This is a genomic window from Mesorhizobium sp. P171375, from assembly GCF_057786075.1.
The window spans coordinates 5,062,601-5,080,840 of the sequence record NZ_JBYNWF010000001.1; the positions used below are offsets into that span (position 1 = coordinate 5,062,601).

General features: G+C 62.9%; 17 protein-coding genes and 1 pseudogene. 3 read left to right on the forward strand and 15 right to left on the reverse strand.

All coding sequences use genetic code 11. The annotated features are described in order from the left end of the window. The first annotated feature begins 109 nt into the window (after window positions 1-109). Window positions 110-1,528: a methylenetetrahydrofolate--tRNA-(uracil(54)-C(5))-methyltransferase (FADH(2)-oxidizing) TrmFO gene (gene trmFO, locus ACYHH6_RS24730; RefSeq protein ID WP_352588630.1), complete on the forward strand. Its 1,419-nt coding sequence runs from the start codon at window positions 110-112 to the stop codon at window positions 1,526-1,528. A gap of 3 nt (window positions 1,529-1,531) precedes the next feature. On the opposite strand, the gene ACYHH6_RS24735 is transcribed toward trmFO, so the two are convergent. From ACYHH6_RS24735 to yajC, 7 genes are all read right to left on the reverse strand, one after another. Then, the gene (locus ACYHH6_RS24735) at window positions 1,532-2,482 is read right to left on the reverse strand and encodes a sterol desaturase family protein (protein ID WP_352588627.1); all 951 of its coding nucleotides are present in this window, start codon (window positions 2,480-2,482) and stop codon (window positions 1,532-1,534) included. Beyond that, the gene (locus ACYHH6_RS24740) at window positions 2,482-2,916 is read right to left on the reverse strand and encodes a hypothetical protein (protein ID WP_352588624.1); all 435 of its coding nucleotides are present in this window, start codon (window positions 2,914-2,916) and stop codon (window positions 2,482-2,484) included. The genes ACYHH6_RS24735 and ACYHH6_RS24740 overlap by 1 nt, the downstream gene beginning before the upstream one ends. Window positions 2,917-2,998: 82 nt before the next feature. Then, window positions 2,999-3,844, reverse strand: a complete 846-nt coding sequence (locus ACYHH6_RS24745) for a phytoene/squalene synthase family protein (RefSeq protein ID WP_352588622.1) — start codon at window positions 3,842-3,844, stop codon at window positions 2,999-3,001. A gap of 1 nt (window position 3,845) precedes the next feature. After that, complete coding sequence (locus tag ACYHH6_RS24750) at window positions 3,846-4,235, reverse strand: Mth938-like domain-containing protein (RefSeq protein WP_112564768.1); 390 nt, start codon at window positions 4,233-4,235, stop codon at window positions 3,846-3,848. 11 nt (window positions 4,236-4,246) lie between these two features. Continuing rightward, the gene (gene secDF / locus ACYHH6_RS24755) at window positions 4,247-6,796 is read right to left on the reverse strand and encodes a protein translocase subunit SecDF (RefSeq protein ID WP_352588620.1); all 2,550 of its coding nucleotides are present in this window, start codon (window positions 6,794-6,796) and stop codon (window positions 4,247-4,249) included. A gap of 185 nt (window positions 6,797-6,981) precedes the next feature. Then, window positions 6,982-8,082 carry a SecDF P1 head subdomain-containing protein gene (locus ACYHH6_RS24760; RefSeq protein WP_352588617.1) on the reverse strand — a complete coding sequence of 367 codons (1,101 nt, stop codon included), beginning with the start codon at window positions 8,080-8,082 and terminating at the stop codon, window positions 6,982-6,984. Window positions 8,083-8,137: 55 nt separating this feature from the next. Then, window positions 8,138-8,485, reverse strand: coding sequence for a preprotein translocase subunit YajC (gene yajC / locus ACYHH6_RS24765; RefSeq protein WP_112564772.1), 348 nt, complete (start codon window positions 8,483-8,485; stop codon window positions 8,138-8,140). Between the two features lie 271 nt (window positions 8,486-8,756). Here yajC and ACYHH6_RS24770 point away from each other — a divergent pair, with 271 nt between their 5' ends. Beyond that, window positions 8,757-9,632 carry an ATP-binding protein gene (locus tag ACYHH6_RS24770; protein WP_352588614.1) on the forward strand — a complete coding sequence of 292 codons (876 nt, stop codon included), beginning with the start codon at window positions 8,757-8,759 and terminating at the stop codon, window positions 9,630-9,632. 3 nt (window positions 9,633-9,635) lie between these two features. Here ACYHH6_RS24770 and ACYHH6_RS24775 read toward each other — a convergent pair whose 3' ends face one another. Then, on the reverse strand, window positions 9,636-10,451 hold the full coding sequence (locus ACYHH6_RS24775; RefSeq protein WP_352588612.1) for an AraC family transcriptional regulator: 816 nt from the start codon (window positions 10,449-10,451) through the stop codon (window positions 9,636-9,638). Between the two features lie 111 nt (window positions 10,452-10,562). Between ACYHH6_RS24775 and ACYHH6_RS24780 the strand changes: the two genes are divergently transcribed. Continuing rightward, window positions 10,563-11,453, forward strand: coding sequence for an NAD-dependent epimerase/dehydratase family protein (locus ACYHH6_RS24780; RefSeq protein ID WP_352588930.1), 891 nt, complete (start codon window positions 10,563-10,565; stop codon window positions 11,451-11,453). A 126-nt stretch (window positions 11,454-11,579) separates the two neighbouring features. On the opposite strand, the gene ACYHH6_RS24785 is transcribed toward ACYHH6_RS24780, so the two are convergent. The 7 genes and pseudogenes from ACYHH6_RS24785 to ACYHH6_RS24815 form a co-directional block, all read right to left on the reverse strand. Continuing rightward, a complete protein-coding gene (locus tag ACYHH6_RS24785; protein ID WP_352588609.1) occupies window positions 11,580-13,088 on the reverse strand; it encodes a peptidoglycan DD-metalloendopeptidase family protein in 1,509 nt (502 codons plus the stop codon). A 259-nt stretch (window positions 13,089-13,347) separates the two neighbouring features. Further along, window positions 13,348-14,002: pseudogene (locus tag ACYHH6_RS24790) on the reverse strand (protein-L-isoaspartate(D-aspartate) O-methyltransferase). A 26-nt stretch (window positions 14,003-14,028) separates the two neighbouring features. Further along, complete coding sequence (gene surE / locus ACYHH6_RS24795) at window positions 14,029-14,790, reverse strand: 5'/3'-nucleotidase SurE (protein WP_352588603.1); 762 nt, start codon at window positions 14,788-14,790, stop codon at window positions 14,029-14,031. Next, window positions 14,790-16,094: a serine--tRNA ligase gene (serS, locus tag ACYHH6_RS24800; protein ID WP_352588600.1), complete on the reverse strand. Its 1,305-nt coding sequence runs from the start codon at window positions 16,092-16,094 to the stop codon at window positions 14,790-14,792. The genes surE and serS overlap by 1 nt, the downstream gene beginning before the upstream one ends. A gap of 116 nt (window positions 16,095-16,210) precedes the next feature. Continuing rightward, entirely contained in the window at window positions 16,211-17,086 is an 876-nt protein-coding gene (tatC, locus tag ACYHH6_RS24805) for a twin-arginine translocase subunit TatC (protein ID WP_192257305.1), read from the reverse strand. Next, window positions 17,083-17,829, reverse strand: coding sequence for a Sec-independent protein translocase protein TatB (gene tatB, locus ACYHH6_RS24810; protein WP_352588596.1), 747 nt, complete (start codon window positions 17,827-17,829; stop codon window positions 17,083-17,085). Before tatB ends, tatC begins: the two co-directional genes overlap by 4 nt. A gap of 29 nt (window positions 17,830-17,858) precedes the next feature. After that, window positions 17,859-18,080 (reverse strand): twin-arginine translocase TatA/TatE family subunit, encoded by a 222-nt coding sequence (locus tag ACYHH6_RS24815; RefSeq protein WP_023667688.1) that lies wholly within the window; start codon window positions 18,078-18,080, stop codon window positions 17,859-17,861. Between the last annotated feature and the right edge of the window lie 160 nt (window positions 18,081-18,240).

Sequence of the window (18,240 nt, forward strand, 5' to 3'; positions counted from 1 at the left end):
CCTGTTGTGTAAACAGACACCCTTGCGCAGTGGTTGCGAGGGACAGCAACGGCCCACGCGCGCAGCCGACCAATTGCAAACCGCGCGCCAAGCGATTATTCCGGCGCTCATGAGCAAAAATCCAATCCACATCGTCGGCGGCGGCCTCGCCGGCTCCGAAGCCGCCTGGCAGGCAGCGCAAGCCGGCGTTCCCGTCATCTTGCACGAGATGCGCCCGGTGCGCGGCACCGATGCGCACAAGACCGACGGTCTGGCCGAACTCGTCTGTTCCAACTCCTTCCGTTCCGACGATGCCGAAAACAACGCCGTCGGCCTGCTGCATGCCGAAATGCGGCTGGCCGGCTCGCTGATCATGAGCGCCGGCGACGCCAACCAGGTGCCGGCCGGCGGCGCCCTGGCCGTCGACCGCGACGGTTTCTCCGACGCGGTTACGAAAAAACTCGAAGCGCACCCGCTGATCACCATTGAGCGCGAGGAAGTGCCGGGCTTGCCGCCGGCGGAGTGGGACCAGGCGATCATCGCCACCGGCCCGCTGACAGCACCTTCGCTCGCCCAGTCGATCGCCGAGGCGACCGGCGCCGATGCGCTGGCTTTCTTCGACGCCATTGCCCCGATCATCCATTTCGACACGATCGACATGGACACCTGCTGGTTCCAGTCGCGCTACGACAAGGTCGGCCCCGGCGGCACCGGCAAGGACTACATCAACTGCCCAATGGACAAGGAGCAGTATCTCGCCTTCGTGCAGGCACTAATCGACGGCCAGAAGACCGAATTCAAGCAATGGGAAGGCACGCCCTATTTCGACGGCTGCCTGCCGATCGAGATCATGGCCGAACGCGGCGTCGAGACGTTGCGCTACGGGCCGATGAAGCCGATGGGGCTGACCAATGCGCACAATCCGACGGTCAAAGCCTATGCCGTCGTGCAGCTGCGTCAGGACAATGCGCTGGGCACGCTCTACAACATGGTCGGTTTCCAGACCAAGCTGAAGCATGCCGAGCAGGTGCGCGTGTTCCGCACCATTCCGGGCCTGGAAAACGCCGACTTCGCTCGGCTGGGCGGCCTGCACCGCAACACCTACATCAATTCGCCGACCTTGCTCGACGGCTCGCTGCAGTTGAAGTCGCGGCCGGGCCTGCGCTTTGCCGGCCAGATCACCGGTTGCGAGGGCTATGTCGAGAGCGCGGCAATCGGCCTGCTCGCCGGCCGCTTCGCCGCCGCCGAGCGGCTCGGCCACGCACCGTCGCTGCCGCCGCTCACCACCGCTTTCGGCGCCCTGCTCAACCACATCACCGGCGGCCACATCGTCTCCGACGATGAGCCGGGCAAACGCTCCTTCCAGCCGATGAACGTCAATTTCGGCCTGTTCCCGCCGGTAGAGGCGCCGAAAACCGAAGGCAAGCGCCTGCGCGGCAAGGACAAAACGGTTGCCAAGCGCCACGCGATCACGTCGCGTGCGCGGGCTGATTGCCGAGAGTGGCTGGGATTGCCGGCGCAACCAGAAACTGCCGAAGCTGCGGAGTAACCCCTACTCCGCCAGCTCAGCCCTCACCATCGGCAGCCCCGGCTTGCCCGCCTCGCCCGGGTTCCTCCTGACATGGGCCGCCTTCAAACTCTCTGAAGTCTCGCGCGAACCGTCATGGCTCCAGCCCGGCGGCTTGATCAGGTAGTTGATGCGATCGCTGAGCGTTAGCCCCGGCGCGAACACATCCCTGAACATGCCGATCCATTCGTGGAACGCCACTTTCAGCGGATTGAAGGTGCCGAGATTTTTCACGATGCCGTAGCGCGGCCGGTCCTCCTCCAACTCCTCGACGAAGGTGCCGAACATGCGGTCCCAGATGATCAGCGTGCCGGCATAGTTGGCGTCGAGATAGCGCGGATTGGTGGCGTGGTGGACGCGGTGGTGCGAGGGCGTGTTGAAGATGAATTCGAACCAGCCCCACATCTTGCCGATCGCCTCGGTGTGGATCCAGAACTGCCAGACCAGGTTGAAACCGAAGGTGAAGGCGATCACCGCCGGATGGAAGCCGAGCAGCACCAACGGCGCCTGCAGCACGAACATGAAGGTGAACAGCCCGGTCCAGCTTTGCCGGAGCGCCGTCGACAGATTGTAGTGCTGGCTGGAATGGTGGTTGACGTGCTCGGCCCACACCCAGCGCACCCGGTGCGCGATGCGGTGGTAGACGTAGTAGCGCAGATCATCGAGCAGGAAGGCGGCCAGGAACACCCATACCGACAGGCCGAGATTGAAGAAGCGGAACTGCCAGAGCCACAACAACGCCCAGTAGGACACGACGCCGAGCAGCAGGCCGGCGACGACATTGCCGGTGCCCATCATCAGGCTGGTCAGCGTGTCGCGCGTCTCGAACGATCCCTTGGCGCGGCCGGTCCGCACCAGCCACAATTCGATCAGGATGGCGGCGACGAAGAACGGAATGGCAAGCTGGGTCACTTTAGGGAAATTGTAGTCGTCCATCACGCGGCCTCCTTCGCCAGGCTCGGATTGTGCGGCCCAAGCGCTGCCGCGACAGCCTTGGCATCAGCCTTGTCGGCGAAGGCGAAGCGTCCGCCTTTCCAGGTGAAGTCGGCCAGTCTGAGCGAAATCGTGCCGGCTTCATCGACGTCCAAGGCCTGGATGTCGTGCCGCGTGACGATGCGCGTCAAAAAACAGTCGCCGACGCTGTGGACGAAGCCGCAGCGCCCTTGCCCGAGATCGAGGAACGCCGTCCGCCCATCAGCTGTCAGCCGCACCGTCGCCACCTTCTCGTCGGGAAAATCATCGGCAAATCGGCTGAGCGCATGATCGGCGCCGGCCAGCGTCGCAATCTTACTGCCGCCGGTGAAGTGCACGGCGAGCACCGACAGCGCAATGCCGACAGTGACGAGGGCCACCAGAACGGGCAGGCTCATGGACAGAAATCTCCTCCGGACCGGTCGCGTCTTTTGGCGACGATTTCGGGCCGAAGAATCTCTAGCACGATTGACGTTTACGTCAAATGGCTGGCCAGCCCCGCATTGCGCGCCTGAGCAACAGCCAGTGCCGGCGCAAGGCCGAAAGCCGCATCGCTCCGGCCAGAGGCGAGCGCCGGCCGTCCTTCATCTTGCCGAGATAGGCGCTGGTCAGGGCCAGTGGCAAAAAGGCCGGACGCAGCGTGTCCGGCAGGGCCGACGCGCCTTGCTCGAAAGCGCTGAGATGCTCCTGCGCCAGCGCGATCATTGCAGCCACCGCCCGCGCCGCGCCGGGTCCGCCATCGCCTTTGACAAACTCCTCAGGCGACGAGCCCGCCGCCGCCAGGATATCCGCAGGCACGAAACATTGGCCGCGCCGGCGATGCAGCGGCAATAGCAGCAACAGGCCGGTCATTGCCTGCGCACAGCCCGCCCTGCCCGCCAGTTCGGCAAAGCGCGGCGCCTCAATGGGATCGAGCACCATCGCCGCAAGCTGGATCAGCGCTGCCGCCGTCTCGCCGCAATAGCCTTCAAGATCGGTACGCGACGGCATCGGATCGTCGTAGAGGTCGAAGATGCGGGCTTCGAGCATGTTGTCGAAGGCAGCTTTCGGCAGGCCGCGATCGGCAATCGTCGCCTTCAGCGCGTCGGCGAGCGGGTTGCCGGAGACTGCGGCCTCAGTGGCGATGACATCGCGCCACCATTGCAACCTCACCTCGCCAGGCAGCGCCTCGTGAATACGATCGCGGACAGACGCGATCTCGGCATTGAAGGCGTAGAGCGAGAACAAGGTCTGGCGCTTGTCGGCAGGTGCATAGAGCGCGCTGACATAGCGGTCATGGTCGCCGGCGCGCACCGCCTCCCTGACGATGTTGGCGGTATCGGTCACGTCAGTCGACGGCGATAAGGGCTGCGGCCACCGCGCGGTCTTCGGCAAGCAGCACATTGTAGGTCCGCACCGCCGCTCCCGTCGACATCGGGTCGGAGGCAATGCCCGCCGCTTTCAATGCCGCGCGCAGTGCCGCCGGCAACGGTCGCAAATCCTTGCCGGTGCCGACCAGCAGGATTTCGACCTTGCCGGCCTCGGCCAAAAGTAGGCTGAAATCCGCCGCCGTCAGCGCCAGCGGATCGGCCGGTTCCCAGCCATGGATGCCCGAGGGCAGGCACAGCAGCGAGCCGCGATGCGACATATCGGCGAAGCGGAAGCCGCCATTGCCATAGGCCTCGATCGGCGCGCGGCCGGGGAAATGCGCCTCGCGGATGACGATGCCTTTTGCCACCGGGGTGGCCGTCAGGTCGCCACGGCCTTGCCGCCACCCACCGGCTTCTCCTCGTCCGCCGTCGCCTGCGGCCTTAGCCTGAACAGGATCAGCAAGGGTGCTGCGATGAAGATCGACGAATAGGTGCCGAAGACAACGCCGAACAGCATCGCCATGGTGAACGACCGGATCACTTCACCGCCGAACAGCACCAGCGCCAACAGCGCCAGGATCGTCGTCACCGAGGTCAGCGTCGTTCTCGACAGGGTCTCGTTGATGGCGTTGTTCAGCAATTGCGGCAGCGGCATCTTTTTGTATTTTCGCAGATCCTCGCGGACGCGATCATAAACGACGATCGTATCGTTCAACGAATAGCCGATGATGGTCAGGATCGCCGCCAACGACGACTGGTTGAACTCAAGCCCGGTGATGACGAAGAAGCCCAGCGTCATCACCACATCGTGCACCGTCGCCACGATGGCGCCGACGGCGAACTGCCATTCGAAGCGGAACCAGACATAGACCAGGATGCCTATCAGCGCGACCAGCATGGCAATGGTGCCTTGCTTGGCCAGTTCGCCCGAAACCGTGGGACCCACCACTTCGACGCGGCGGAAATCATAATTATCCTGCAGCTCACCGCGCACCTTGTCGATGACGGTCTGCTCGGCATTCTCGCCACCCTCCTGGGTGCCGACGCGGATCAGCACGTCGTTGGGGGCGCCGAACTGCTGCACCTGCACTTCACCGATGTTGAGCTCCGACAGCCGGCTTCTGATATCGCCGATATCGGCGTCGCCTTGCTTGGACTGCACCTCGATGATCGAGCCGCCCTTGAAATCGATGCCGTAATTGATGTCGATGGTCAGGAATCCAATAACCGACAGGACCGACAGCAGGCTGGACAGCGCGAAGGTCCAGCGGCGGATGCCCATGAACGGGATTTTTGTGCCCGGCGGAATGAAGGTCACCGGCGCACGCGGCAATTCCTTCGGGCGCGCGCGGCGCAGCCAGATCGACACCAGCAGACGGGTGAAGGTGAAGGCGGTGAACACCGTGGTCAGGATGCCGATGGCATAGGTGATGGCGAAGCCCTTGACCGGGCCGGTGCCGAGATAAAACAGCACCACGGTGGCGATCAGCGACGTCACGTTGGAATCGACGATGGTCGCCAACGCCTTCGAGAAGCCGGTATCGATCGCCTGGATCACGGAGCGGCCAAGCCGTCGCTCCTCGCGGATGCGCTCATAAATCAGCACGTTGGAATCGACCGCCATGCCGATGGTCAGCACGATACCGGCAATGCCGGGCAAGGTCAGCGTCGCACCAAGCAACGACAACAGACCGACGATCATCGCCACGTGCACGGCAAGCGCAATGTTGGCGAGGAAGCCGAGGAAGCCGTAGGCGACGAACATGAAGGCGACGACAAGGATGGAGCCGATAATGCCGGCGACCTTGCCGGCATGGATCGAATCCTGGCCAAGGCCCGGGCCTACCGTGCGTTCTTCGATCACGGTCAGCTTCGCCGGCAGCGCGCCGGCGCGCAGCAGCACGGCGAGATCATTGGCGCTTTCAGCGGTGAAATTGCCCGAAATCTGGCCGCTGCCGCCAAGGATCGGTTCGCGAATGACCGGCGCCGAGATTACCTGATTGTCGAGGATGATGGCGAATGGCTTGCCGACATTCTGCTGGGTCGCCTGGCCGAACCGGGTGGCGCCGCGCGAATTGAAGGTGAACGAAACCACCGGCTCGTTGGTCTGCGAGTTGTAGGTTGCCGTCGCCTTGGCGAGATCCTCGCCCGAAACGATGACGCGGTTTTCGACCAGATACGGAACAGGCGGATCGTCCTGCGAATAAAGCACCGACGAGCCTGCGGGCGGGCGGCCATTCAGGGCATCCTGCACCGACATAGACGTATCGACCATCTGGAAGGTCATCTTGGCGGTCTGGCCGATGATCTCCTTCAGTCTTTGCGGATCCTGCAGACCGGGCACCTGGACGAGCACACGGTCGTCGCCCTGCCGCTGCACGATCGGCTCGGTGGTGCCGAGTTCGTTGACGCGGCGCTCGACGACTTCGATCGACTGCGCCAGTGCAGCCGAGGTGCGGTATTTGATGCCGGCGTCGGTGACGGTGAATTTCAACAGGCCGGCTTCGGAATCATCCAGCGACATTTCCTGGATGGAGCCGCCGGTGAACAGGCCGGCAGCGACCGGATCGGTCAGCGGCTTCAGCGCCTTCTTCGCGGCGTCGATCTGATTTGGGTCGGTGATGCGCACCTGCACGGTCCTGCCGGTGCCGCCAAGGCCGGTATAGCCCACCTTGGCGTCGCGCAGCAGCGTGCGGATTTCGTCGCGCGTCGTCTCCAGCTGCGCCTTGACCAGATCGTTCTGGTCCATCTGCAAAAGGATGTGCGAGCCGCCCTGCAGATCGAGACCGAGGGTCATCTGCCGCTTCGGCACCCAACTGGGCAACTGAGCCAATGTGCTGGCGGGGAAAAGGTTGGGCGCGGCAAGGATGAACGTGGCGGCCACGGCCAGCCAGATCAGGATCATCTTCAGGCGCGAAAAATACAGCATATGGCGTCGTCCGTCAGGGCATACTGGCGGATCGTTCCGCCGACAATTCGGTTATTTCTTGGCGTTGTTATTTGCCACCGGCTCGCCCTTACCCTGCACATCGTCGATTGTCGAGCGCGCTAAGGTCAATTCGGCGCTGCCGCTGGCAGCGGTTTCAGCGTCAATCGCCTCTGTCGGTTTCCATTCTAATTCTGAACGCCGCCGGGCGCTATCGTGCGCACGTCGACTATTTTCAGCTTTGCCGGCATCGGGCCCGAACGCAGGAGTAGAGCAAGGTCGTCGGCGCTCTCCTTGGTGAAGTTGCCTGATATCTGACCGGTACCGCCAAGGATCGGCTCGCGGATGATGGGCGCCGAAAGCACCTGATTGTCGAGGATTATCGCAAAGGGTCTGCCGACATTCTGTGAGGTCGCCTGGGCAAAACGCGTCTTACCCTTGGAATCGAAGGCGAACGATACAACCGGCTCGTTCATGGCCGAGTTATAGGTTGCCTGGGCATTGACGATGTTGTCGCCGGAAACAATGACGCGATTTTCGACCAGATACGGAACCGGCGGATCGTCCTGCGAATAAAGCACCGAGGAGCCTGCCGGCGGACGGCCATTGAGAGCGTCCTGTACCGGCATCGTCGTATCGACCATCTGCAAGGTCAAATTGCCGGGCTGCCCCAGAATGTCGGTAAGCCGAGCTGGCGTCTGCAAGCCAGGCACCTGAACAAGGATGCGGTCATTGCCTTGCGGCTTTACGATCGGTTCGACACCGATGCCGTCGCTGACCCGGCGTTCGACGACTTCCAGCGATTGCGCCAGCGCCATCGACGTCCGCAGCTTCAAGCCGTCATCCGTCAGCGTGAACCTGAGCAGTCCTGGTTCCGGCTCATCAAGCAGCATCTCCTTGACCGGATTATCCCCGGCGACTGGATCGGTAAATATCTTCAGGGCTTTCTTGGCGGCATCGACTTGTGCTGGATCTCTAATCTCGAGATGTGCCTCGCGGCCCGACTGACCAAGCCCCTTATAGCCAACTCGAGCGTCGCGCAGCAGCGTGCGAATGTCGGCAAGCACCGTCTCGAGACGAGACTTGATCAGATCGTCCTTGTCCACCTCGAGCAGCAACTGCGAGCTGCCCAGCTGCTCGAAGCTCGCGTGCCGCTTAGGCAGCCAGGCAAGAAGATCGTCGAGCGTGCCGTCCGGCTTCAGGGAGCGCGCGCCGAGCAGCACGCCGAACACCACCACGACCGCAACCGCCAGCCAGATCAGGATCTTCGTAAGGCGCGAAAACCGCATATGGCGTTGCCCGTTGCTGGTTTACCCTGCCCTAAAATCCGGTTCTGTTCTGGACTTACTTCTTCGCGTTCTGGTTGGCCACCGGCTCGCCCTTGACCCGCACATCGGCGATCGTCGAGCGCAGTGCCGTCACCTTGGTGCCGCCGCCGAGGTCGATCTCAAGCTCATGGTCGTCGATCACCTTGGTCACCTTGCCGACGAACCCGCCGCCGGTGATGACCGTGTCGCCACGGCGCACCGCCGAGAGCATCTCCTGGCGTTTCTTCAGCTGCGCGCGCTGGGGCCGGATGATGAGGAAATACATGATCACGAAGATCAGCACGAACGGGAGTATCATGCCGATATCCCCGAACGGGCCAAGCGGAGTTCCGGTGGCTTGGGCGTATGCCGGTGTGACGAACATCAAGAACTCCTGGTTACGAAGAAGGCCATAAGGCGGCCTCGCCAAATTTGGCCGGAATATAGTGGGTAAAGTTGCCAATGCAACTGGACGTGCCGGCTTTCGGCTGCTTTTCCAGCCCGGTGACCCGTGTTAGAGCATGCTCCCGGATAACGGGCGTGGTTTGCACAAAAGATCACGCTCAAACAAAAGCTTGGAACCAGTTCCTATCTCGCCCGGACCAGGACGATTTCCGCCCGCTACGCACGTTTGCAGAACAACAAAAGACCGAGACATGACCGACAGCACCATCGAGGCCCTGAACCAAAAGCTCGACCGCCTGATTGAGGCTGTCACCCGCCTCGCCCGGCCGCCGGTGACGCAGACCGATCTTGCCGTGGCCGACTGCTTCGTCTGGCAGGCCGATCCCGGCTATCTCGAACCGGTGCGCAAGGTCAATCGCGTCGACATCGGCCTGATCCGCGGCGTCGACCGCGTACGCGACATACTGGTCGAAAACACCGAGCGCTTCGCCGCCGGCTACGCTGCCAACAATGTGCTGTTGTGGGGCGCGCGCGGCATGGGCAAATCCTCGCTGGTCAAGGCCGTGCATGCCGAGATCAACGCCAAAGCCAAATCGGACCTGCCGCTGAAACTGATCGAGATCCATCGCGAGGACATCGACACGCTGCCCAGGCTGATGGGCCAATTGAAGGCGGCGCCCTTTCGCATCATCCTGTTTTGCGACGATCTGTCGTTCGACCATGACGACACGTCCTACAAGTCGCTGAAGGCAGCCCTTGAAGGCGGCGTCGAGGGTCGCCCGGCCAATGTCATCTTCTATGCCACGTCGAACCGCCGGCACCTGCTGCCGCGCGACATGATCGACAATGAGCGCTCGACGGCCATCAACCCGTCCGAGGCTGTCGAGGAAAAGGTCTCGCTGTCCGATCGTTTCGGCCTGTGGCTCGGCTTCCACAAATGTTCGCAGGACGAGTATCTCGACATGATCAACGGCTATGCCAGCCATCACAAGCTGGACATCGACCCGGAGCAGCTGCGCGCCGAAGCGTTGGAATGGGCAACGACGCGCGGCAGCCGCTCCGGCCGCGTCGCCTGGCAGTTCACGCAGGATCTCGCCGGCCGGCTTGGCAAGCCGCTGAAGGATTGAATGTCACTTGGGCGGCTGCGCCCGTCGCAAGTCGCGCGGCGTCTGGCCGATCTCGCGGCGCATCCAATACGCCAGGTGTGATTGGTGCGCGAAGCCGGTCAACGCCGCTATCTCGCTCGTGCTGAGATCGCCGCGCCGCAGCAGGACGCACGCCCTTTCCACGCGGCGTCGCAACACATAGCGATGCAAGGTGACGCCCATCGCCGCCTTGAACCATGTGCGCAGATGCGAACTGCTCGCGCCGGCCACCCGGCTCAAGCGATCGATCGAAAGCGGCTCGTCGAGAGCGGCCTCGATGTGTTCGAGGACACGCTTGAGCTGGGCGTCAGACAACCGGTTCGCTCGAACCATGTCAGGGCCATCGAGGCCGAGCAGCCTCACCGCAAGCGCGGCGCCGATGCTTTCCGCAAATAAAGGGCCACTCGGCGCGCCTGCGGCGAGATCGCTCTGCAGCGCTCGAGCCAGATGCTCGATCCGCTGGTCACGCAGCAAATGTCGTGTGTCCAGCCGCGATGCTCGCGCCTTGCCGCCAAGTTCCGCGGCGACCCTTTCCATCAAGGCCGGCTGCAAGACGATCTCCATCGTGTCGAACGGGGTTTCGGCCACGAAACCGCCCTCCTCGCCGGCCGGCACAAGGTCGATGTCGCCGGCGCGCCTGACGAAATATCGCCCGGCCTGATTGCAGTAGGAACGCGTCGCCGCGCTTGCATGCACCATGATGCGATGGTGCGCCGCGCGGGGCAGCCGATGGACGCCTGCCTCGATATGCCGGCAAACCATCGTGACGTCGGACGAGGCCGGAGCGAATTGCGGAAGCATGCTCTCTCGATTCATGGCGAAACCTGTTCAAGATTTGGCAATTCCCGCGCGATTTTCAACGCCGCGAACCTGTACTCCCGCCTCTCCTTTAAACACGGAAGAGAGGTTGCGATGAGTTCGTATGTTGTTGTCGGCGCGGGCCCGGTTGGTCGCGAGACGGCTCGCCTTCTTGGCGAGGAAGGCCATGATGTCATCCTGACCAGCCGAAGTATCGGTTCGAACGTGTTGCGGAATGTGCGGTCGATACAGGCCGACGCCACGGACGCCTCGGCGCTGTCGCGTGTGTGCCAGGGCGCCGATGCCGTTTTCATGTGTGCCATGGCCACATATCATCGCTGGCCAACAGACTTTTTCCCCATAATCGACGGCACCGTGCGCGCCGCGGAAGCAGTAGGCGCCAAGCTCATCGTGCTTGGAAACCTCTATGGTTACGGCAGGAATTGCGAAAACCCGCTGCGCTCCGACATGCCGCTGGACCCGAATTCGAAGAAGGGAACCGCCAGGACGATCATGTGGCAGCGGGCGGCCCGCGCCAGCGTGCCGGCGATCGAAATCCGGTCCAGCGACTATCTCGGGCACGGCGCGATCAGCTACTTCTCGCTGATCGCGCTGCCCTCCATCATCGAGAGCAAGCCAACCGCTTTCATTGGTGACCTCGACGCCACTCATGCCTGGAGCTTCACCAAGGACGTCGCCAGGACGCTCGTCGCCGCCTCCCGCTACACCGGCGAATGGGGACGGGCATTTCATGTCCCCTCGCAATACGCCTCGCCCAACGAGCTTATCCGCAAAACCGCGGCGATGCTTGGCCGGGATATTGCCGAGACGCACTCCTACTCCATCCCCGAGATGGAAGCGCTCGGCATGCATGAGCTGATCGAGATGAGGTACCTCTTCGAGACCCCCTTGCTGATTGATTCCTCCGACGCGGAGACGCTTCTGGGCGTTAAGGCCAGCAGTCTCGAGGAGATGATCGCCGACACCCTCCAGGATTATCGGTAAGTCCGGTCGTCAGGCAATCTTCCGCAACTGAAAAAGCCCGCCCCTTGCGGAGCGGGCTGAGCCGGCGGGCCGGACTGGAGGTCAGACGGCCTGCAATCGTTTATTGTTCTATTCGAGACAGCCCGACTATTCGAGATAGCCGGACGGATCGACCGGGGCCGAGTTCTTGCGCACTTCGAAGTGCAGTTTCGGCGAGTCGGTGGTGCCGCTCATGCCCGACAGCGCGATTTCCTGGCCACGCTTGACCTTCTGGCCGCGCTGCACCTCGATCGAACTGGCGTGGCCATAGACGGTGACCAGCCCGTTCTCGTGGCGCACCAGCACCGTGTTGCCGAATTCCTTGAGGCCGTCGCCGGCGTAGATGACCACGCCGTTCTCGGCCGCCTTGACCGGCGTCCCCTCCGGCACGGCGATGTCGACACCGTCCTTGCCGCCACCAAAGCTGGAGATGACACGGCCACGCACCGGCCAACGCATCTTGCCAATGCCGGTGGCGTCCGGGGCGACAGCGTCGTCGTCCTCGGCCTGCTGGATGACCTTGGCGTCCTTCTTCGGCGGCGTGTAGGTGGCGAGCGTCTCCGTCGGCTTTGCCGCCGGCTGGGTGGTCGCCGTCGTCACCGGATCGACCTTTGCCGGCTTGGCGCTGGCGACCGTTGCCGTGCCACCTGCCGGAACCTTCAGCGTCTGGCCGATCTTGAGCAGACCGTCCTGCATGCCGTTGGCCTGCTTCAGTGCCACGACGCCGACGCCGGTCTTCCTGGCGATGGAGGACAGGCTATCGCCCGACTGGACTGTATAGGTGCCTGCGCCGGCCTTTGGTGCAGCCGCGGCAACCTGCGCCGGCTGGTCGGTCTTCGGCTTGTTCGCAGCCGAAGCGTCGACCTGCGCGGCGGATTTGCCGTCCTTGAGTTTTGGCTGCTGCGGCAGCACGGCGACCTTCTCCGGCGCCGGCGCCTTGGGGCTGTTCGCCGGCTTGCCGTCGGCGACCTTCGGCTCGGTGCCCTTGCTCGAATAGGCATAGGCCGGGATGACCAGCTTCTGGCCGGTCTTCAGGCCCTTGGTGGCGCTCAAGCCGTTGACCTTCATGATCACGTCGGCCGGCACATGATAGCGCTGGGCGATGCCGGAAATGGTCTCGCCGTCCCTGACGACGATCTCGGTGGCATGCGGCGTGCCTGCAGCGGCCGGCTTCGGTGCATAAGGCTCGTCAGCGTTCTTGAACGGCCTTGCCGGCTGAACGGTGCCGGTCGTCGTCGTCCTGTCGACATGCGGTGCCGGTGCAAGCGCCGGCGCGGAAGCGGTGCGCATCGGCGCCGCCGCCGCCGGCTGGCTTGGCGGCGGCAGCTGCTGGACGGTGACCGGCTCCAGGCTGGAGCGGCTGACCGACTGGCTATGGCTGCCATCGACAGGTGCTGCAGCGATGGGTGCTGCCGCCACATCGCCCGGATAGGGCTGCGCGGCGCTCTGCTTGTCGATGATGGCGCGCTGATTGTTGGTCGAGGAGGTGAAGACGTCGTCGACACCGTTGAACCGCGAGGCCTGGGAGCTACATCCCGCTGCCACTCCGGCTAGCATGAGGACGGCGCAACCCCGCGACAGAGTACGCCCGTTTGCCTTCAAAACACTGAATTGCATCGCACTAACCCGCACAGACCCGGTACACACTGGTCATGATTAAAGCGCGTTAATGTTACTGGCGGGTTAACCCATTAGAATCCGACGCAAATTTTCTTAAAACATTTTCGAAGGCGCCGAAGGTGCGTTGAGATTCAGGTCAGGCCGAGTCGAAAATGACAGATTCCGAGAACCGGAGCGGAGCGTACTCAGGTACGTGAGCACCGGAAGCGCAGGAAGCTGGCATTTGCAGGCCGGCCTCACCTGAATATCAATGCACCTAGATGACGGCCGCGACGCTGCGCAGGATCGGCTGCAGGCGCACGGTGCCAATGTCCTCGCGCTCGAAACGGCTGCCGACCTTGGTCAGCTTGGCCAGCACCTGCTCGCCCTCTTCCGGTCCGATCGGCGCAATGACGATGCCGCCGCTCGACAGCTGGTCGAGCAGGAAGCGCGGCAGACTGTCGAAAGCCGCCCAGGCGACGATGCGGTCGAACGGCCCTTCATTGGCGAGCCCGTTTGAACCGTCTGCCTGGCGGACGACGACATTGCCGATGCCGAGCGCCTCGAAGCGCTGCCTCGCCTGCTCGGCCAGCGTCTTGTAGCGATCGACGCTGACGATGCGTGCTGCCAGCCGAGACATCACCGCCGCCGTATAGCCGGACCCCGTGCCGATCTCGAGCACCCGGTTGCCAGAACTCTATCGCCAACGATGCGATCACCGCCGCCTGCAGGTCGGCGCCCTCGATCGCCTCGCCGCATTCGATCGGCAGCATGCCGTCCGACCACGCAATCGAGTGGTACTGGCCGTTGAGGAAGCCGCGCCTCGGCGTCGCCTCGAAGGCGGCGATCAGCGCCTTCGGCACCGCGCCCTGGCCGCGCAGGCGCAGCAGGAAAGCAGCAAAACCCTCGCGGTCGTCGAGCGGCAGGTTCATGCCAACACCTTGTTCATGCCAAAACCCTATTCAGCCAGAGCCTTGGTCAGTTGATCACGGATTTCATGCGCAGTGAGGTCGAGCTGCAGCGGCGTCACCGACACCAACCGATTGCGTAGAGCGTAGAGATCGGTGCCTTGCCTGCCCTCGACCGGCTCGCGGCCGAAGCGCAGCCAGTAGTAAGGCAGGCCGCGCCCGTCGCGGCGCTCGTCGACCCACAGGCTATGCACCAGTTTGCCTTGTGAGGTGACGACCGTGCCGGCGACCTCATCGGGCAAACAGTTGGGAAAATTGACGTTGAGCAGCACGCCGTCCGGCAGCGGCATGGCGACGAGCTTCTTCAGCAGCGCCGGCGCCAGGGCCTCGGTGGTCTCGTAGGGGACGACGCGATCCTCGCCGACATAGGAATAGCCCTGACTGAGCGCGATCGAGCGGATGCCGAGCAGCGCGCCTTCCATGGCGCCGGCGACCGTGCCGGAATAGGTGACGTCGTCGGCGATGTTGGCGCCGGAATTGACGCCTGACAGGATCAGGTCGGGAGCGCCGGGCAGGATCTTCTTGACGCCCATGATGACGCAGTCGGTCGGCGTGCCGCGCACGGCATAATGTTTTTCGCCAATCTTCCTCAGGCGCAGCGGCTCCGAGATCGACAGCGAATGCGCATAGCCGGACTGGTCCTGCTCAGGCGCCACCACCCAGACATCGTCCGACAGCGTGCGGGCGATGCGTTCGAGCGACGCCAGGCCCTCGGCGTGGATGCCGTCATCATTGGTCAGAAGAATGCGCATTATTTCGATTCGATCTTCGCCAGGCCGCCCATATAAGGCCGCAGCACTTCAGGAATGGTTACGCTGCCATCCTCATTCTGGTAGTTTTCGATGACAGCTATGAGAGCGCGGCCAACGGCGGTGCCCGAACCGTTGAGAGTGTGCACGAAGCGATTGCCCTTGCCGTCCCGGTCCTTGTAGCGGGCATCCATGCGCCGGGCCTGGAAATCGCCGCAGACCGAGCACGACGAGATCTCGCGATAGGCGTTCTGGCCAGGCAGCCAGACTTCGATGTCGTAGGTCTTGCGCGCGCCGAAGCCCATGTCGCCGGTGCACAGCGTCATGGTGCGGAACGGCAGGCCGAGCCGCTTCAGCACTTCCTCGGCGCATTGCGTCATCCGCTCATGCTCGGCGAGCGACGATTCCTGATCGGTGATCGACACCAGTTCGACTTTGTAGAACTGGTGCTGGCGCAGCATGCCGCGCGTGTCGCGTCCAGCCGATCCGGCTTCAGAGCGGAAACATGGCGTCAGCGCGGTGTAGCGCAGCGGCAGTTTTTCATGCGCGGTGATTTCTTCGCGCACCAGATTGGTGAGCGGCACTTCGGCGGTCGGGATCAGCCCCAGCCGGCCATCTCCATGCGGCGTGAAGAACAGATCGTCCTCGAATTTCGGCAACTGGTTGGTGCCGAACAGGACCTCGTCCTTGACCATTAGAGGCGGGATGATTTCCTCATAGCCGTGCTCGGTCGTGTGCAGGTCGAGCATGAATTGGCCGATGGCGCGCTCCATCCGCGCCAGCCCGCTCTTCAGCACGGTGAAGCGCGACCCCGACAGCTTTGCCGCCCGCTCGAAATCCATCATGCCGAGCGCTTCGCCGATCTCGAAATGCTCCTTCACCCAGTTCGGCCGCGTCGGCACCTTGCCGACAATGTGTTTGACAACATTGTCGTGCTCGTCCTTGCCGACCGGAACGTCATCGAGCGGCACGTTAGGCAGCACCGCCAGCGCATCGTTCAGCGCCTTGTCAAGTTCGCGCTCGCGCGCCTCGCCATTCTGGATGAAGGTCTTGATGTCGCCGACTTCGGCCTTGAGCTTTTCGGCAAGGGCTGCGTCGCCCGAGCGCATGGCGTTGCCGATCTCCTTCGAGGCGGCGTTGCGACGCTCCTGCTTCGTCTGCAACTCGGTGACGTGCTCGCGCCGCGCCTCGTCCCTGGCGATCAGATCATCGACCGTGGACTGCGCCTCGTCAGCCGACCACGAGCGCTTTGCCAGCGCCTCGACAAGGGCCTTCGGGTTGTCGCGAATCCATTTGATATCAAGCATGGGTAGTACGCTCCTGAGCTAGGCCAGAGGGCGTAAACCGCATCCTTGATCGATGCAAGACGAGCGTTCAGCGACCGTCGCGTTTTTCCGCAGACGCGGACACCAGAACGGTGCGGCTAGGAGGGAGCCTGCGTCGAAGACGCTTTCGCTGCCTTTTCGGCCACGGCTTCGGCAGCTTCCTGCTTCTCGCGCGCCAGCTTCTGCTTGACCTGATCGCGCTCGATGAACCGGGCCGCCCAGATCGACACTTCGTAAAGCAGAATGGTCGGGATGGCCAAACCGATCTGGCTCATCGGATCGGGCGGCGTCAGCACGGCCGCGACGACGAAGGCGATGACGATCGCCCATTTGCGCTTTTCGGCCAGCGCCTTCGACGACAGCATGCCGACGCGCGTCATCAGGCTGGTCACCACCGGCAGCTGGAACACTAGGCCGAAGGAGAAGATCAGCGTCATGATCAGGCTGAGATATTCCGACACTTTCGGCAGCAGCGAAATCTGCACCTGGTCGTCAGTGCCGGCCTGCTGCATGGCGAGGAAGAACCACATCACCATCGGCGTGAAGAAGAAATAGACCAGCGACGCGCCCATCAGGAACAGGATCGGCGAAGCGATCAGGAATGGCAGGAAGGCGTTGCGTTCGTTCTTGTAGAGGCCGGGCGCGATGAATTTGTAGATCTGGGTGGCGATTAGCGGAAAGGCGATCACCATGCCGCCGAACATGGCGAGCTTGACCTGTGTGAAGAAGAATTCCTGCGGCGCCGTGTAGATCAGCTCGACCTTGTGCGGATCGAGCCCGGCCCATTGCGTCGCCCATTTGAACGGGATGACCAAAAGGTTGAACAGCTTCTTGGCAAAGAAGAAGCAGACGAGGAAAGCGGCGAAGAAGCCGCCGATCGACCAGATCAGCCGCCGCCGCAGTTCGATCAGATGCTCCATCAGCGGAGCCGACGACTTCTCGATCTCGTCCTTTTCGCTGTCCGTAATGCTCACTTGGCGGCTCCGGCCGTCTTCTTAGGCGCAGGCTTTTTGGCCGGCGCAGGCTTCGGGTCAGCCTTTGTAGCTGCCTTTGGTGCAGCAGCTGATTTACTGGCTTTTGCCGGTGCCACCTTGGCGACCGCTGCTGACGCCTTGGCCGAAGCTTTGGCGGCAGGTGCCGACTTTGCCGGTGCTGCCTTGGTTGCCGCCGTCTTGGCTGCCGGGGCGTTCGCTTGCTTCGGTGCCGCGGCGTTCTTTGCAGGCGCTTTTTGCGGCGCTGTCGTTGCAGCGGCCGCTGTTACCACGGACTCGTCGGTCATGGCCGGGAAAATCGGCGCTGGCGGGGCAGCGTCCGGTCCGTTGACACCGGGCATCACCGTCGCGCCGTTCTTGAGCGGCTCCGCTGCCTGCGGTGTCTCTGCCGCCGGCGTTGAGGGATCGACGGCGGGCTTCGGCTTCATCACCGCATCGACGCCGGAGCGAACATCGGCTGCCGCCTGTTCGAACGGATTGAGCTGCTTGCGGATCTCGGCTGCCGGATTGAGGCCCCTGAGCGTATCGACCGACTTCTTGACGTCGTCGAGTTCGGCTTCCTTCAGCGCCTCATTGAACTGCTTCTGGAAGTCGGCGGCCATCGCGCGCAGCTTCGCCGTCGTGCGGCCGAAGGTGCGCAGCATATTGGGCAAATCCTTGGGCCCGACGACCACGATCATGACGATCGCGATCACCAGCATTTCGGTCCAGCCGACTTCAAACATGGCAATCTGTTCCGACTAGAACCTTGGGCTCAGCTCTTGCTGGCCTTTTCCTTCACGGCCGAAACGGTCTCGTCGGGGCGGTGCTCGACGGTGCGCTTGTCATCGGCGGTGTCGTCGTCGGCCATGCCCTTCTTGAAGCTCTTGATGCCCTTGGCCATGTCGCCCATCAGCTCGGGAATCTTGCCGCGGCCGAACACCAGCAGCACGATCACCAGCACGATCATCCAGTGCCAAATCGAAAATGAACCCATTGTAACTCTCTCTCGAATGTTTTCCCTGGCGATGATCTATGCGTTTTCGCGTTGGGATTCAAACACAACCGCGACAAAGTTTATGAAGGCGCGGCTTATGTCACGCATTTTCGGCAAAGCTGCCCGCTACCAATCGGCGCATCTACAGCCGCAATGCAGC

Bases quoted from the DNA above. Each gene is read 5' to 3' on its own strand.
- tatB (WP_352588596.1), bottom strand. From the start codon at position 17,829: ATGTTTGAAGTCGGCTGGACCGAAATGCTGGTGATCGCGATCGTCATG.
- trmFO (WP_352588630.1), top strand. From the start codon at position 110: ATGAGCAAAAATCCAATCCACATCGTCGGCGGCGGCCTCGCCGGCTCC.
- serS (WP_352588600.1), bottom strand. From the start codon at position 16,094: ATGCTTGATATCAAATGGATTCGCGACAACCCGAAGGCCCTTGTCGAG.
- ACYHH6_RS24770 (WP_352588614.1), top strand. From the start codon at position 8,757: ATGACCGACAGCACCATCGAGGCCCTGAACCAAAAGCTCGACCGCCTG.
- ACYHH6_RS24760 (WP_352588617.1), bottom strand. From the start codon at position 8,082: ATGCGGTTTTCGCGCCTTACGAAGATCCTGATCTGGCTGGCGGTTGCG.
- ACYHH6_RS24815 (WP_023667688.1), bottom strand. From the start codon at position 18,080: ATGGGTTCATTTTCGATTTGGCACTGGATGATCGTGCTGGTGATCGTG.
- ACYHH6_RS24735 (WP_352588627.1), bottom strand. From the start codon at position 2,482: ATGGACGACTACAATTTCCCTAAAGTGACCCAGCTTGCCATTCCGTTC.
- yajC (WP_112564772.1), bottom strand. From the start codon at position 8,485: ATGTTCGTCACACCGGCATACGCCCAAGCCACCGGAACTCCGCTTGGC.
- ACYHH6_RS24785 (WP_352588609.1), bottom strand. From the start codon at position 13,088: ATGCAATTCAGTGTTTTGAAGGCAAACGGGCGTACTCTGTCGCGGGGT.
- surE (WP_352588603.1), bottom strand. From the start codon at position 14,790: ATGCGCATTCTTCTGACCAATGATGACGGCATCCACGCCGAGGGCCTG.
- ACYHH6_RS24740 (WP_352588624.1), bottom strand. From the start codon at position 2,916: ATGAGCCTGCCCGTTCTGGTGGCCCTCGTCACTGTCGGCATTGCGCTG.
- secDF (WP_352588620.1), bottom strand. From the start codon at position 6,796: ATGCTGTATTTTTCGCGCCTGAAGATGATCCTGATCTGGCTGGCCGTG.
- ACYHH6_RS24780 (WP_352588930.1), top strand. From the start codon at position 10,563: ATGAGTTCGTATGTTGTTGTCGGCGCGGGCCCGGTTGGTCGCGAGACG.
- ACYHH6_RS24775 (WP_352588612.1), bottom strand. From the start codon at position 10,451: ATGCTTCCGCAATTCGCTCCGGCCTCGTCCGACGTCACGATGGTTTGC.